Here is a 15,882-nt window from a genome sequence, read left to right as displayed (position 1 = left end):
TGAATAAATTGACACTTGTAGAAGGTCAAAAAGTAGATTCTACTCATGAAGAAAGAAGAACCCAAATAAAAAACGCCGCATTGAAAGTATTTGCACTTCGTGGACTAAATGGAACAAAAATGAGTATGATAGCTGCTGAAGCCGGTATTAGCCAAGGCTTAACTTATCGCTATTTTCAATCAAAGAACGTCCTTTTTAGTGAACTTGTTCAGGATGCAACGGAAGAGGCGTATACCACATTTAAAAATATGCATTCATTTGAAGGTACTCCAATTGATCAAATGAGGATGTTAACTAGCAAAATCCTAGAAGAAAATCATAAAAATTATTTTCTCATTCTCCAACAAGCAAACACATCACCGAATGTTCCAGATAAAGCAAAAGACCTTCTAAAACATTATTCCGCCAAAAATACAATTAATGAATTAGTTCCTATCTTCGTAAAAGGACAACAAATGGGTCAATTTTGTGAAGGAGATCCATATCAAATCTTATACCTCTTTTTTTCTGTTATTACTGGATTAATGCTTCAAGATATTCCGTCTTCGTCAATGGATAACTCACAATCGGTTGAACTTTTAATGAAGATTATTCGATAATATTTCTTTAACATATATCCATTGATTAGTAATCGGAGGCTCCATAGCTAAAAATACTAAACCGCTTGATTTCAAGCGGTTTTACCATTCGAATTTCTAACATCATCAACAAATAATTGTTCACCGTAATTGAGAAACATTGGTATTGAAAAGATCTCTTTTATCATTTTGTAAGAATTACAAAAATACCTTTCAGGCATATTGTGATATATGATATAAGTATTGGCTATATATAAAAAACACTCTAAAATAATTAGTAAGGAGTTAGTCATTTTTTTGTGAGCAAATGAACAAGTTGTCAATTAAAGTTAGGAGTTGCTTCTTTGTCTAAACGAAATCATTTACTAATATTTATTTTAATTGTAGGTGCTTTTGGCATCATAAATACCGAAATGGGGGTTGTAGGAATATTACCCTACATTGCAGATCACTTTCATATTAGTGTATCTATGGCAGGGTGGATGGTAAGTCTATTCGCACTTACTGTTTCAGTATCTGGACCTACAATGCCGTTATTATTTTCGGGGATAAATCGTAAGAAGGCTATGTTAATTGTACTTGGTATTTTCGTTCTATGTAACATTGTCTCTATATTTACAAGTAACTATACCGTTGCATTAATTGCACGTGTGATTCCCGCTATTTTTCAACCAATTTATTTTTCGGGAGCTTTTACAATTGCCGCTAACTCAGTTAAGAAGGAAGAAGCACCAAAAGCGGTTTCAAAGGTTTTTATTGGTGTATCTGCAGGTATGGTACTTGGGGTACCAATCGCAAGTTTTCTCGCCAGTACCATTTCGTTTCAACTATCGATGGGATTTTTCGCCTTTGTAAATGCAATCGTATTTATTGCTACATTCGTATTTTTTCCATCTATGCCTGTAAAAGAAAAACTTTCTTACGGGGCTCAATTATCGGTATTAAAAAAACCGATTACTTGGCTTTCCATTGTTGCTGTCCTGCTCCTTAATTCAGCAGTATTTGGGGTGTATAGTTATCTTGCTGAATATCTTAAAAGCGTTACGAATATCTCTGGGAAAACAATTAGTTTAATGTTAGTCATATTCGGGGGCGCAAATATTATTGGTAACATCTTGGCAGGAAAGTTACTTACTAAAAATGCCATCAAAACGGTCGTATCTTTTCCATTAGCATTAGCAGTCGTTTACATCATTTTATTTTACTTAGGACAATTCACTTTACCTATGGCTATCATAACTTTAGTTTGGGGAATTTTGGCTGGAATAGGAACGAATATTAATCAATATTGGATTACATCAGCAGCCTCTAAAGCTCCTGATTTCGCTAATGGATTATTTTTATCATCCGTTAACTTAGGAACAACAATTGGTACAGCTGCAGGTGGATTATTTATTACGGGATTAGGTACACAATACGTCGTTTTTGTGGGAATCATTTCGTTGGGTTTAGGATTGGTATTTATTTTATTAAGAAACAACATGCATAATCATGACAAACAACTTTCTTAAAAAAATTTTGATGCCTTTAGAATTTGACTTTTTACAGTAAACGCAAAGGAGAACTTTATGCGAAATTCAAATAAACTTTTTGCCGTTATGATTGTTCTAGTCTGCATGATGTTTTTAGGAGGATGAATCTCACGTACGAAAATGTTTATATACAAAAGCAGTGCATTTCATAATAGAAATCGCACTGCTTTTGTCATTAACAAAATCGATTTCTTCGTTAACTTAGAAATCGACTTTTATATCTTAGAGGAGTCCATTTCTTTTTTGGAAATAACGTTAATTATAGTTACCTATTTTGTCATCTTTATGAATATCTTCAGTCCCAGCATCTAAGGCAGTCTTATAATAGTGACATTTATGATCTATAAGTTCCATAGTTTTATTCAATTCCTCCAACTGTTTCTCGACAGCAGCTTTGCGTTCCAGAAACATGTCATATCGTTGTTGCAACGTGGAGTCTCCATCTGCACACCAATCGATGAAATTTTTTATTTCCTTAATAGGCATTCCGGTGGATTTAAGACATTCAATTATTTTTAATGCATCGATATCGGATTCTTTAAATAATCGTGTTCCGCTAGGTGTCCGTTCTACAAAAGGGATAAGTCCTTCTTTGTCATAGTAGCGTAAAGTGTATGTAGTAAGATTCAATTTTTGAGCCACTTCACCGATAGAAAATGTATTCATCCAAACACTCCTCAGTCAATATAGATTTTGAGTTAACTCTAAATTCTTGGTGAATTTTATCACGACAGTTGCTGAATGTCAAAGTCACTTTTGAACCGAAACAGATGGCTATAAACGATATAAAAAGAACTATATATTTATATTACAGGAAATATGGTCTATGAAGTCATAGAAGTTGTCGTACTTGTATTATTTATCATTCATAATTTTTTAAATCGGCGTTGGTATAAAGCGATTTTAAAAGGAAAACATAATTTGCGGCGTATCTTGCAAGTAGGTATCAATCTGATTTTTCTTGTTAGGTTGGTTGTGATGAAGGGAATCACCGGCACCAGCCATATTCGGACCAATATTTTGCGTATTTTGGCGATTAAATTGTTGCCTATGGTGTGCAATCTTCATTCGAGGAAGACATAGGTTCTAAACTATTCATTATTCCCATCTATTATAAACATGAAACATTTAAAAAAGGTTGGTCGAATTGTATTTAAATTTACATTTCATTTTTAAGCCATATGTAAAAGGATGTCCAAAAGCAAGCTTTTTGGACATCCTAGAATATTCCTGATCATTTTTGCAGCTTATATTGTGCTGACATCAATCACGAATCGATACTTCACATCCGAAGCTAAGATGCGTTTGTATGCTTCATCAATTTGATCAGCTGAAATAACTTCAATCTGAGGAACGATATTGTGTTTTGCACAGAAATCCAACATTTCTTGCGTTTCACGGATGCCACCGATCATTGAACCTGCAAATGAACGACGATGACCTATGAGAGACATTACGTTTAGTGATAACGGCTCACCGGGAGCACCGACATTAACCATTGTGCCATCAAGAGTGAGTAAGGAGAAATACGCATCAATATCAATCTTTGCACTTACCGTATTAATGATTAAGTCAAAGGATTCAGCAAGTTTTTCAAATGTTTCTGGGTCGCTTGTAGCATAGTAGTTATCAGCTCCGAATTGTAGGCCATCTTCCTTTTTATTCAATGTCTGCGAAAGGACGGTAACTTCTGCACCCATAGCATGTGCAATTTTTACAGCCATATGTCCAAGGCCGCCCATACCAACAACCGCTACTCTTTTGCCCGGACCAGCGTTCCAATGGTTTAGCGGTGAATATGTAGTAATCCCAGCGCAAAGTAATGGTGCTGCATCATCAAGTCCGATGTTATCAGGAATTCTAACTACAAAGTTCTCTGTAACGACAATATGGGTAGAATAGCCACCTTGAGTAGGCTCACCATATTTGTCAACACCAGCATAGGTAGGGATATTTCCTTTAAGACAGTATTGCTCTTCTCCGTTCCGGCAGTTCTCACATTCGCCACAAGAGTCGACCATACATCCGACCCCTACACGGTCACCTACCTTATATTTAGTAACTTTTGCTCCTATGTCTGTAACAATTCCCGCAATTTCATGCCCAGGTACGAGTGGGTAGTTCACTGGACCCCACTCACCGTGAGCAGTATGAATGTCGGAATGGCATATACCTGCATATTTAATTTCAATTAGAACATCGTGCGAATCGAGATCGCGTCTTTTAATTTCGGCAATTCGAAACGACTTGTCTGGACCATCAACAGCCCGTGCTTTTGCAGTTATCATTCGTATAGCCTCCAATAGATTGATTTATTAAGAGAATCGATGTTGGGATAGAAATACTTTACTTCTTTTCGATCTATTTTTCCCAATTATCCTCGCAAAAATAGAATAATCCTTATAGTTAACTCTAAGTCAAGAGATAAGTTGTTAAGTTTTGAAATTCTTCTATATATCTGATATTGGATTTAAAAATTGCGCCCCCTATATATATCTACGGAACCTAGTAAAATTGTAGGATTTATCAAAATATGATATATAATACGAACGTATGTGCTATAATGGAATAGACATAGTTTGCGGGGTGGGCAGTGGTCATTTCCTCATGAAGGGGGGTGATTGCTGATGATCACAGTATACGAAGCCATTTCACTTATGATCACTTTCGGATCATTAATCGTTGCAGTGATTGCAGTTGTTATTTCTCTTATAAAACGGAAATAACCCACCCTGCTCAAAGGCCGTGAGTTAAGGGGTGGGTTATTCATCTAAAGCCACTGCACTTCTTGCAGTACTGTGTTAAGGAGCATTGGGTGCAACCAATGTTCCTTTTTATTATATTCTGTTATCTTCAGTATATACAAAATACGCTAGTGAATCAAATGTATTCTGCCCGAGTTTGACTTATTCTTTATAAAGGGGAGTTTTCATTTTGATTCTTGCTTTCTGATGCTTTGTCGAACAAATGTATCTAGTATTCTTTTCTCCGGTTTACTAACTTTGTATTTATGTTTAAAATAGTAAAGTTAGAAATTAGAAGTAAGGGTGGTGAAAAATTTGTTTAAATCATATTTTTGGCTAACTAGTTGTGTCATTATTTGGGGTAGTAATTTTGTTTTTGGTAAAATATTAGTTCAAGAGTTTACGCCATCCCTCTTAACATCCATAAGACTGTTATTTATCGTCTTATTCCTAATTGGAGTTTCCTCATTTAAAAAACAATTCAAGCGTGTAAATAAAACTGATTTTTGTATCCTATTATTATTAGGTATAGTCGGAGTCTTTGTAAATCAATGGTCATTTTTTGTCGGTTTACAAACAGCGGATCCAACAACCTCTGCACTTATATTAGCCACTACACCAATTTTAACGGGTTTTTTAGCCTTTTTATTTTTGAAAGAAAAATTGACGATTCGTATGTTAATTGGCTCAATTTTTGCTGTTATTGGGATATATTTTGTTGTCGCTAAAGGGAATTTATCTTTGCTGCAAATCGACAAGGGGCTACTCTGGATAGTAATAACGATGGTTACTTTTGCTATTATGATAATATTAACGAGAGTACTTTCCCAAAGGATTGATCCACTTACAATTACCTTATATTCCAATATCGTAGGTTTTCTCGTTTCAATTCCATTTCCATTTACACTTGAAAGCCCAATACAATTAAGCACGAATGTGAATGATTGGTCATTATTAATCGGTACGGCTATAATTGTTCACGGCCTTGCAACCCTGATTTGGAATCATAATATTAGATACGTACATGCCTCTAAAGCATCGATTCTTTCTAACCTAGAACCTTTTGTAGCTATGATCATGGGATTAATTTTATTATCAAAACCGATTACAGCTATGGAATTGATAGGGTCGATATTTATTGTAGGAGGTGTATTACTATCCACTTATCAAAAGAAAAAAAACAAAATAATGCAATATGGCAATTAAATAATGAAGGAATTCATAATTTCACTTATAAAACAAAAAGTTGGAGGTAAAGAAATGATTATCGAAGTAATTACAGATTCAAAACAGGATTCCATTATAGCTGAGCAAGCAGGCGCAAATCGAATAGAATTAATTACAGGAGTACTTGAAGGTGGGCTTACCCCTAGTTACGGATTGATTGAAAGTGTTTGTCAGTCCGTCACAATTCCGGTTAATGTAATGATTCGTCCTCATAGTCGAAGTTTTTGTTATACTGAAGATGAATTGAAAATGATGGCACAAGATATTAGGATTTGTAAAGAACTTGGTGCAGCAGGAGTAGTTTTTGGAGCAATTACAGAAGATAAACATGTTGACGAATATGCTCTAAATTATTTAATAACCGCATCAAAGGGATTAGATATTACTTTTCATCGTGCTTTTGATGAAGTTCATGATCAATTTGAAGCATTGAATATGATTGATCAATACAAAGAAATATCCCGGATATTAACTTCAGGCGGCAAAGCTAAAGCAATCGAAGCGACAAATCAACTTCAACAATTAATTGAAAAGTCAAATAGAGTGGAAATTTTGGCAGGCTCCGGGTTGAAACCAAGTAATATTTCTCAACTTTTGGATGAAGTACATGTTTCCGAAATTCATTTTGGCACAGGAGTTCGTTTTCAAGATAGTTTTTATCAAGGAATCGATTCGGAAAAAATCCATGACATTATAAAAATTGTTAAAACCCATTCAAAGAGAAAATAAAAGACCGTTGAACCTACTTTTTTGAAAAGTAGGTTTTTTGTTTTAATAGAATAAGTTTATTTGACATGAATTGAAGCATTTCTTGATATGAAGAGAAAAAAATTCCTTGTTATTTAAAAATGAGTATGGTATTCTTTATGTGGAAACGGTTACACAAAAGAGGTGAAACGAACTGGCAACAATTCGTGAAGTTGCGAAAGCAGCAGGAGTATCAGTTGCAACGGTTTCTAGAGTGTTAAATGAAACCGGTTACGTACATGAAGATACAAGAAAAGCGGTTAATGCAGCAATTGAAAAATTAAATTATAGTCCGAATGAAGTAGCCCGTTCATTATTTAAACGGAAATCAAAACTTATTGGACTTTTATTACCTGATATTACAAATCCTTTCTTCCCGCTTTTAGCTCGTGGAGTAGAAGATGAAATGAGACTTCACGATTTTCGGATCATATTTGGGAATACGGACGAAGACGCCGAAAAAGAAAAGGATTATATACAAACATTTCAACAGAATAATGTTATTGGTCTAATATCAATGACTAATAACTTAAGTAAATCGACTTATGATGATTTGTCGATTCCAGTCGTTTTTTTGGATCGAACATCAACAAGCCTTCCATCCGTATATGCTGATGGTATGGAAGGAGGAAGAATCGCTGCCAAAGAAATCATTAAAAGGGGAAGCAAACGAATTACATTAATAAAAGGTCCTTCGCATTTGCAGACGGCCAGAGATCGGTTTCAAGGTGCGCTTGAAGTGCTAAGTTCTTCCGATGTGAATTTCTATGTAATGACAACATCCTCCTTTTCCTTTAATGATGCAGAAAAGTGGGCGAAGGATTTATTTGAAAAATATGGAGATACCGATGGAGTTATTGCAAGTAATGATATTGTAGCAACTGCAGTTTTACATGAATCATTACGCTCAGGAAGATCAATACCGGAAGACATACAGATAATTGGTTTTGATGATATTCCACATAGTGCATTGTTGTTCCCTCCGTTATCAACGATTAGACAACCTGCCTATGAAATGGGAAAAGAGGCAGCAAGACTTTTAATTAAACAGATAAATAACAAAAAAGAAGACGAACAAAATATTCAATTGCCTGTTACTTTTATAGAAAGAAGTACAACGAGAAAGGTTGATAAAAATGTCTAATATTGTTGTTATTGGTAGCTCATCAATCGATTTGGTCGTTTCAGCAAAGAGACGGCCGAATGCCGGAGAAACCATTATTGGTGAATCGTTTAAGACGGTTCCGGGAGGTAAAGGAGCAAATCAGGCAGTTGCTGCTAGCCGATTAGGAGCCCAAGTGTATATGGTAGGCTGTGTAGGAGATGATAACTTCGGGAAAGTAATACTAGAGAATTTTAAACAAAATGAAGTTATTATCGATTATGTGGAACCGGTTACAGGTGTTGAAAGTGGTACAGCGCATATAACACTTGCTGAAGGAGATAACAGTATTGTTGTTGTTAAAGGTGCAAATAATTATGTATCTCCTGAGTATGTCAGTAAAGCCAAGAATGTACTTGAAGCTGCAGATATTGTGTTAATACAACAGGAAATTCCCGAAGAAACGGTAGAATTTGTAGCTGATATCTGTAAAGAATTGGGTGTTCCTCTTTTGTTAAATCCAGCTCCGGCGCGGATGATTAGTCATTCTATAATCGAAAAAGTAACGTATTTAACTCCAAATGAACATGAAGCAACAATATTATTTAAGGATATGGAAATTGAGAATGTTTTAAAAAAATTCCCAAATAAATTGTTTATCACAGAAGGAGTCCGAGGTGTACGCTATCACAATGGTGAAAAAGAAATGCTTATTCCTACCTTTAAGGTTGAAGCCGTTGATACAACTGGTGCAGGAGATACATTTAATGCGGCTTTTGCCGTTGCTTTAGCTGAAGGACAATCGATGGAAGACTGTGTTCGGTTTGCCAATCGAGCAGCTTCGCTTTCAGTTACGAAATTTGGTGCACAAGGTGGAATGCCCTCAAGAGCTGAAGTGGAAGGAGGTTTAAAGAATTGAAATTAAATGGCATTTTAAATAGTCATATATCTAAAGTACTTTCTGATCTCGGACATACGGATTATATTGTAATAGCGGATGCAGGGTTACCAATACCCAATGGAGTACAAAAAATTGATCTTGCATTAAAATTAGGTGTTCCTAGTTTTACAGATGTTGTTTCTACGATAAAGGAAGATATGAAAATAGAAAAGATTATACTCGCTAATGAAATTGAATCACAAAACAATTTAACTTATGAATATATGAAAAATCATTTTAATGATGCGAAGATCGAAATGGTTTCTCACGAAAGATTGAAAGAATTAACGAAAAACGCGAAGGCAGTCATTCGAACTGGGGAAGCAACTCCCTACGCAAATTGTATTTTACAAGCTGGAGTTATTTTTTAAAAGGCGATTTACTTATACATTGTTGCATGTTCATCTTAGGAAAAAAGCGATTAATAAAAAGGGGTGAAGCAAAATGAAGATTTCGATGAAAAACATCCATAAATCATTTGGTACAAATCAAGTATTGACGGGTGTGAATTTTGAACTTCTTCCAGGAGAGGTCCATGCGCTAATGGGTGAAAATGGTGCGGGGAAATCGACGTTAATGAACATTCTAACTGGTCTGCACAAATTGGATCAAGGTACAATTATGATTGATGAAAAAGAAACCTATTTTTCTAATCCTAAAATAGCAGAACAACATGGAATAACTTTTATACATCAGGAATTAAATATTTGGCCTGATATGACCGTTTTAGATAATTTGTTTATTGGAAAAGAATTGAAGTCCGCATTCGGACTTTTAAAATCAAATGAAATGAAAACGCTAGCATTGGAGCAATTCAAACGACTATCTGTTACGATTCCACTCGAACAAGAAGCCGGCCAATGCTCTGTTGGTCAACAACAAATGATTGAAATAGCGAAAGCTTTATTAACAGATGCAAAAGTCATTATTATGGATGAACCTACAGCAGCATTAACGGAAAGGGAAATTCAGAAACTATTTGAAGTGATTGCGTCTTTGAAAAAAGAAGGAGTTTCAATCGTTTATATATCTCACCGTATGGAGGAAATTTTTTCAATTTGTGACCGCATCACAGTTATGAGAGATGGAAAAACGGTCGACACAAAACCTATTCCAGAAACAAGTTTTGATGAAGTCGTTAAAAAAATGGTGGGTCGAGAATTAACAGAACGTTTTCCAAAACGCGTAGCCAATCTTGGAAAGACGGTTCTTGAGGTCAAAAACTTTACGAGAAAAGGGGTTTTTGACAATATTAATTTCTTTGTAAGATCCGGTGAAATCGTCGGAGTTTCCGGGTTAATGGGCGCTGGTCGTACGGAAATAATGAGGGCCATATTTGCACTGGATAAATTTGATTCAGGGGAAACGTTAATAAATGGAGAAAAAGTAAGCATAAAAACACCTTATCAAGCAATAGAGCATGGAATCGGTTTTATAACAGAGGATCGTAAAGATGAAGGATTAATTTTAGACTTTTCCATTCGTGATAATATCGTGCTGCCTAGTTTGAAAAGCTTTGCTCCGAAGGGTCTTATTAAAGAGAAGAACGAACAAGATTTTGTGGACATGTTAATTAAACGTTTAACTGTAAAAACAGAATCAGCTGCTGCAACTGTTGGAAGTCTCTCTGGTGGAAATCAGCAAAAAGTCGTAATTGCGAAATGGGTTGGAATTGGTCCAAAAGTACTGATTATGGATGAACCAACTAGAGGTGTAGATGTTGGTGCAAAAAGAGAAATTTATGACTTAATGAATGAATTAACTTCCCGTGGGGTTGCAATCATTATGGTTTCCTCCGAATTGCCCGAGATACTTGGTATGAGTGACCGCATTCTCGTTGTTCATGAAGGAAGAATTAGTGGTGAATTATTAAAAGAAGAGGCAACACAAGAAAGTATTATGACATTAGCAACAGGAGGTCAATAAGATGAAGTCTGCTAGCGAAACAAAGACAATCAGAAAAGTCAATCATGTAGATAATATGATGCAAAAGCTTGGCCCTCTCTTGGGATTTATCATACTAGTCATTATCGTGTCGATTTTGAACCCAAGTTTTTTACAGCCTTTAAATATATTAAATTTACTAAGACAGGTAGCGATAAATGCATTAATTGCTTATGGGATGACGTTTGTTATTCTTACAGGTGGAATTGATTTATCAGTAGGTTCGATTTTGGCACTATCCAGTGCATTGATGGCGGGAATGATGGTGTCAGGGTTAGATCCTATTCTTGCTATTATTATCGGATGCCTTTTAGGTGGAGTCATGGGGATGGTAAACGGTTTACTCATTACGAAAGGTAAGATGGCACCATTCATCGCCACATTGGCTACGATGACGGTTTTTAGAGGATTAACATTAGTATATACCGATGGAAATCCGATAACAGGTTTAAGTGATAGCTTATTGTTTCAATTATTTGGACGAGGATACTTTTTAGGAATACCCGTTCCTGCGATTACGATGATCATTACATTTGTCATTTTATATGTAATTCTTCATAAGACACCATTTGGTCGTAAAACATATGCAATTGGAGGAAATGAAAAAGCAGCGCTAATTTCTGGAATAAAAGTTCCACGTGTAAAAATAATGATTTACTCATTAGCTGGACTTTTATCAGCATTAGCTGGTGCTATATTAATTTCACGTTTGGATTCAGCGCAACCGACAGCAGGTACTTCTTATGAGCTTGATGCAATCGCAGCTGTTGTTCTTGGTGGAACAAGCTTGTCAGGCGGACGCGGTAAAATATTTGGTACACTAATCGGTGCATTAATAATAGGAACATTGAATAATGGATTAAATTTACTAGGTGTTTCATCATTTTATCAAATGGTTGTCAAAGGGATCGTCATTTTAATTGCTGTCTTACTAGACCGTAAAAAATCAGCATAGGAGGGTTACTCAATGAAAAAATTACTTGTGCTTCTTATGTCCTTAACTATGATTCTACTGGGAGCTTGTTCGATGCAGCCTCCTAACTGGGCAAAGCCAGCTAAGAAAAATAATTTAAAAAATATTAAAATTGGATTATCTGTTTCCACTTTAAATAACCCATTTTTCGTATCATTGAAAAATGGTGTTGTTAAAGAAGCGAAAACAAAGGGAATCGATGTAATTGTAATTGATGCTCAAAATGATTCTGCTAAGCAAGTGAATGATGTTCAGGATTTATTGCAAAAGGGTGTAGATGCACTATTAATTAATCCTACAGACTCTGCTGCAATTTCAACAGCAGTTCAATCCGCGAATGATATTGGCATCCCTGTTATAACGCTCGACCGTTCAGCTGATAAAGGGAAAGTTGAATCATTGGTTGCGTCTGACAATGTTAAAGGTGGTCAAATGGCAGCAGAATATATAGTTGATCAGCTTGGTAAAAATGCAAATGTAGTAGAATTAGAAGGTGTTCCAGGAGCTTCCGCAACACGGGAGCGTGGAAAAGGATTTCACAATGTTGCAGATAAACAGTTAAAAGTGGTTGAAAAGCAATCGGCACACTTTGACAGAACAGAAGGATTAAACGTAATGGAAAATATTATTCAAGGAAATCCGGATGTACAAGCCGTATTTGCACATAATGATGAAATGGCTCTCGGTGCGCTTGAAGCAATTAACAGCTCAGGTAAGGATATACTTGTTGTTGGATTTGATGGGAATGACGATGCACTAAAATCGATTAAAGATGGAAAATTAAATGCAACCGTAGCCCAACAACCAGAACTAATCGGTAAACTTGCCGTTAACGCAGCTGGCGATGTCCTGCAAGGGAAAAAAGTTGAAAAGAATATCCCAGCACCATTGAAGCTAGTTACGAAAAAATAAAATCTATCCCCATGTCTTTTTTATCCATCGGCATGGGGGTTTTTCATATCTAATTATGCTATAATGAATATTCAATTCAAAATGGGAAGTGACATTAATGATAAAAATCGATATACCTAAAGCGGATGTAATTATTACAAAAAAGAAACCACTAGAGGATGTAAAAGATCATAAAATAAGTAGTGAGTATGGATTTACAGAATTCAGACAAATTTCAAGAGAAAAAGGCGGAATCATCCTTTTTTATAATGATAAAGATGAACTTTTATTTGTTGGAAAAGCTAGAAAGCTCCGTCAACGAGTAACAAAGCATTTTGATGATAATGTATCAGCGATTAAAAAACACCGAGATGAAGTTCAAAAAATCGCAGTAGTTTATGTTGAGAATCCAATGGAAAGAGAAATATATGAAACCTATATCATTAATAAATTTCAAGCAAAATATAATATAGATAAAGTATTTTATAAGTAATAAATTTTGGACATTGGCGTAATTGCCATGTCCTTTTTTTATTTTATGCTTTGTTAAAATACGGTGGGGATATTAACGCCATGTAGATTAGAGTGGTAAGTGAGTACCTAAGGGTAAAACAACAATCTAGTACAACAAATGCTATATTTTAAAATGATAACGTTTTCATCTGAATATTTCGAAAATTTGTATTCAATTTCTTTATTTAAAGTGCTATAATGTAAAAATTATAGAAAAATTCTGTAGAAGGAAGGTTAAAGAATGAGTCAAGAAATGGTGAAAGCAAAAACAGTACATGTGGAAGACATTTTAATTGCGTATCAACAGCTAAAAGATATTGTGGCGCATACACCATTACAAAAAAATGAACGGTTATCAGAAAAATATCAATGTAATGTGTACTTAAAAAGGGAAGACCTACAATTTGTCCGTTCATTTAAACTTAGAGGTGCCTATTATAAGATTAAGTCAATTGAAAATGTTGCACGGGAAAAAGGAGTAATTTGTGCAAGTGCCGGGAATCACGCCCAGGGAGTAGCCTATACATGTCGTGATCTAGGTATTCATGGAAAGATTTTTATGCCGCAAACAACCCCTAAACAAAAAATTGACCAAGTAAAAATGTTTGGCCGGGAATTTGTCGAGGTCGTTCTTACCGGGGATACATTTGACGATTCTTCAGCAAGTGCATTTAAATGTGCAGATCAAGAAGGAAGAGTATTTATTCATCCTTTTGATGACGAAAATGTCATTGCCGGTCAAGGGACGGTTGCTGTAGAAATTTTAAATGATGTGGAAGAAGCTCCTGATTATGTTTTTGCCAGTATCGGCGGGGGCGGGTTAATGTCCGGCATTAGTACATACATAAAAAGTGTTACGCCCTTAACAAAGCTGATTGGAGTAGAACCTAGTGGTGCTTCAAGCATGAAGGCATCTATCCAAAATGGGGCTGTACATTCACTTTCTCATATTGATAAATTTGTTGATGGTGCTGCCGTAAAGTGTGTAGGGCAAAAAACTTTCGAAATCTGCAATCGATTAGTAGATGATATTATTCCTGTTCCGGAAGGGAAGGTATGTACAGCTATTTTAGAGTTATACAATGAACATGCGATTGTAGCGGAACCAGCAGGGGCACTGCCAATTGCAGCACTTGATTATTATAAAGATCAAATCAAAGGAAATCCATCGTTTGTGTTATTAGTGGAGGAAATAACGATATTGGCAGAATGCAAGAAATCAAAGAAAAATCACTTATTCATGAAGGGTTACTTTATTACTTTATCGTAGACTTTCCACAAAGAGCAGGTGCTCTTCGGGAATTTTTAGATAATGTTCTAGGGCCTGACGATGACATAACAACATTCGAATACACGAAAAAAAATAATAAAGAAAGTGGCCCAGGACTCGTCGGTATCGAATTAAAAAGAAGCCAAGACTACCAATCCCTCATTGAGCGAATGAAGAAAAAGGGCTTCCCCTTCACCGAACTAAACAAAGACAGCAGCCTATTTCAACTTTTAATTTAGGTGCCTGGCACCACTTTTGGACATTTGTTCTCCATGAGTGGACTAAGGACAAAAAAGATAGGCAGATTGAACTGTTAATTTACAGTTCGGTCTGCCTACAAATATACTAATATCCTAAATGTTGTTACGAATAAAGCGGTGGATTTCTCGATTACCTATAAATTTTTTGGATTTTTCATCCCAAAGTTTAAAGGTGAGGGACTTTAAACTTGTCCATAGCGTTAACGTCGGTACATCTTGAAGACTTGGATCACTTTTATGGGCTTTTTCAAGATGATAATTTGGTACACGAGAATTCAGGTGATGTACATGGTGAAATCCAATATTACCTGAGAACCATTGTAGAAGTTTCGGCAATTTATAATAAGAGCTTCCTTTAAGTGCAGCTTCAACATAATCCCAATTTTCTCCATTTTCAAAGTATCCATCCTCAAATTGATGCTGTACATAGAATAACCAAACGCCTCCAAAGGAAGCAATATAAAATATTGGTAATTCCACTAATATAAAAGCTTTCCATCCTAGTGTAAATCCAAGTAATAGCACAACAAATAGTAAAATTATATTTGTCATCCACACATGTCTTTTTTCTTTTTTTGTGGCTTTTTTTCTATTAAAACGGTACGAGATTAAAAAGAGGTATAATGGACCAATGATAAACATAATAAATGGATTTCTATAAATGCGGTACCATACTCGTTTGAGCCATGACGCTTCCGCATACTCTTGTAATGTCATTGTCCAAACATCTCCATCACCACGTTTATCCAAATGACCATTTGTTGCATGATGGAGAGAATGGCTGTGCTTCCATTGTTCATATGAACAAAATGTAAACAATCCTGTAATAATGCCTACAACTTCATTTGCTCTACGGTTTTTGAAAAAGGAATAATGTGTACAATCATGAAAAATGATAAATGTACGAACTAAAAATCCCGCTGCTGGAATAGCACATAAAAGTGTAAGCCAAAAGGATACATTAAGACTAAAATATGCCATGCTCCATAAAATGAGGAATGGACCAACTGATGTTATCACCTGTCCAACACTTGTCGATAATCTTGGCCGTTCAAATGAAGCTAATTTCTTCTTCCACTCACGAAGATTATGTTTAGCATGCTTGCTCATAGAAACACCTTCCTTAATAAAATGATATTAGGTTCTTCTTTGCTTCACTTT

Annotated in this window: 18 protein-coding genes; 14 read left to right on the top strand and 4 right to left on the bottom strand. The window is 35.5% G+C overall.

The window, feature by feature from the left end:
* The first annotated feature begins 8 nt into the window (after positions 1-8).
* Entirely contained in the window at positions 9-599 is a 591-nt protein-coding gene (locus tag I5776_RS10805) for a TetR/AcrR family transcriptional regulator (protein WP_202780600.1), read from the top strand.
* Positions 600-922: 323 nt separating this feature from the next.
* Positions 923-2,089, top strand: a complete 1,167-nt coding sequence (locus I5776_RS10800; protein WP_202780599.1) for an MFS transporter — start codon at positions 923-925, stop codon at positions 2,087-2,089.
* A 276-nt stretch (positions 2,090-2,365) separates the two neighbouring features.
* Here I5776_RS10800 and I5776_RS10795 read toward each other — a convergent pair whose 3' ends face one another.
* The 3 genes from I5776_RS10795 to I5776_RS10785 form a co-directional block, all read right to left on the bottom strand.
* Positions 2,366-2,776: a MerR family transcriptional regulator gene (locus tag I5776_RS10795; RefSeq protein ID WP_202780598.1), complete on the bottom strand. Its 411-nt coding sequence runs from the start codon at positions 2,774-2,776 to the stop codon at positions 2,366-2,368.
* Between the two features lie 237 nt (positions 2,777-3,013).
* Positions 3,014-3,178 carry a hypothetical protein gene (locus I5776_RS10790; RefSeq protein ID WP_202780597.1) on the bottom strand — a complete coding sequence of 55 codons (165 nt, stop codon included), beginning with the start codon at positions 3,176-3,178 and terminating at the stop codon, positions 3,014-3,016.
* Positions 3,179-3,357: 179 nt separating this feature from the next.
* Positions 3,358-4,398 (bottom strand): NAD(P)-dependent alcohol dehydrogenase, encoded by a 1,041-nt coding sequence (locus tag I5776_RS10785; protein ID WP_202780596.1) that lies wholly within the window; start codon positions 4,396-4,398, stop codon positions 3,358-3,360.
* 339 nt (positions 4,399-4,737) lie between these two features.
* Here I5776_RS10785 and I5776_RS10780 point away from each other — a divergent pair, with 339 nt between their 5' ends.
* From I5776_RS10780 to I5776_RS21410, 12 genes are all read left to right on the top strand, one after another.
* Positions 4,738-4,836, top strand: coding sequence for a putative holin-like toxin (locus I5776_RS10780; protein WP_084347531.1), 99 nt, complete (start codon positions 4,738-4,740; stop codon positions 4,834-4,836).
* A 333-nt stretch (positions 4,837-5,169) separates the two neighbouring features.
* Entirely contained in the window at positions 5,170-6,060 is an 891-nt protein-coding gene (locus I5776_RS10775; RefSeq protein WP_202780595.1) for a DMT family transporter, read from the top strand.
* A 54-nt stretch (positions 6,061-6,114) separates the two neighbouring features.
* Entirely contained in the window at positions 6,115-6,810 is a 696-nt protein-coding gene (locus I5776_RS10770) for a copper homeostasis protein CutC (protein ID WP_202780594.1), read from the top strand.
* 172 nt (positions 6,811-6,982) lie between these two features.
* A complete protein-coding gene (locus tag I5776_RS10765; RefSeq protein WP_202780770.1) occupies positions 6,983-7,972 on the top strand; it encodes a LacI family DNA-binding transcriptional regulator in 990 nt (329 codons plus the stop codon).
* A complete protein-coding gene (gene rbsK, locus I5776_RS10760; RefSeq protein WP_202780593.1) occupies positions 7,965-8,849 on the top strand; it encodes a ribokinase in 885 nt (294 codons plus the stop codon). The genes I5776_RS10765 and rbsK overlap by 8 nt, the downstream gene beginning before the upstream one ends.
* A complete protein-coding gene (gene rbsD / locus I5776_RS10755; RefSeq protein ID WP_202780592.1) occupies positions 8,846-9,241 on the top strand; it encodes a D-ribose pyranase in 396 nt (131 codons plus the stop codon). The genes rbsK and rbsD overlap by 4 nt, the downstream gene beginning before the upstream one ends.
* 73 nt (positions 9,242-9,314) lie before the next feature.
* The gene (locus I5776_RS10750; protein ID WP_202780591.1) at positions 9,315-10,796 is read left to right on the top strand and encodes a sugar ABC transporter ATP-binding protein; all 1,482 of its coding nucleotides are present in this window, start codon (positions 9,315-9,317) and stop codon (positions 10,794-10,796) included.
* 1 nt (position 10,797) lies between these two features.
* Positions 10,798-11,769, top strand: coding sequence for an ABC transporter permease (gene rbsC / locus I5776_RS10745; RefSeq protein ID WP_202780590.1), 972 nt, complete (start codon positions 10,798-10,800; stop codon positions 11,767-11,769).
* A 12-nt stretch (positions 11,770-11,781) separates the two neighbouring features.
* The gene (gene rbsB, locus I5776_RS10740; RefSeq protein ID WP_202780589.1) at positions 11,782-12,699 is read left to right on the top strand and encodes a ribose ABC transporter substrate-binding protein RbsB; all 918 of its coding nucleotides are present in this window, start codon (positions 11,782-11,784) and stop codon (positions 12,697-12,699) included.
* 97 nt (positions 12,700-12,796) lie between these two features.
* A complete protein-coding gene (locus tag I5776_RS10735) occupies positions 12,797-13,171 on the top strand; it encodes a nucleotide excision repair endonuclease (RefSeq protein ID WP_202780588.1) in 375 nt (124 codons plus the stop codon).
* Positions 13,172-13,432: 261 nt separating this feature from the next.
* The gene (gene ilvA / locus I5776_RS10730) at positions 13,433-14,461 is read left to right on the top strand and encodes a threonine ammonia-lyase IlvA (protein ID WP_246483976.1); all 1,029 of its coding nucleotides are present in this window, start codon (positions 13,433-13,435) and stop codon (positions 14,459-14,461) included.
* Positions 14,401-14,700: a hypothetical protein gene (locus I5776_RS21410; protein WP_246483975.1), complete on the top strand. Its 300-nt coding sequence runs from the start codon at positions 14,401-14,403 to the stop codon at positions 14,698-14,700. The genes ilvA and I5776_RS21410 overlap by 61 nt, the downstream gene beginning before the upstream one ends.
* A gap of 114 nt (positions 14,701-14,814) precedes the next feature.
* Here I5776_RS21410 and desA read toward each other — a convergent pair whose 3' ends face one another.
* Positions 14,815-15,831, bottom strand: a complete 1,017-nt coding sequence (desA, locus tag I5776_RS10725; RefSeq protein WP_202780587.1) for a Delta(5) desaturase DesA — start codon at positions 15,829-15,831, stop codon at positions 14,815-14,817.
* Positions 15,832-15,882: the final 51 nt, after the last annotated feature.

The sequence above is a fragment of the Heyndrickxia vini genome, from assembly GCF_016772275.1.
GTDB classification, from domain to species: domain Bacteria; phylum Bacillota; class Bacilli; order Bacillales; family Bacillaceae_C; genus Heyndrickxia; species Heyndrickxia vini.
This window is presented reverse-complemented; position numbering and strand designations above follow the sequence as displayed.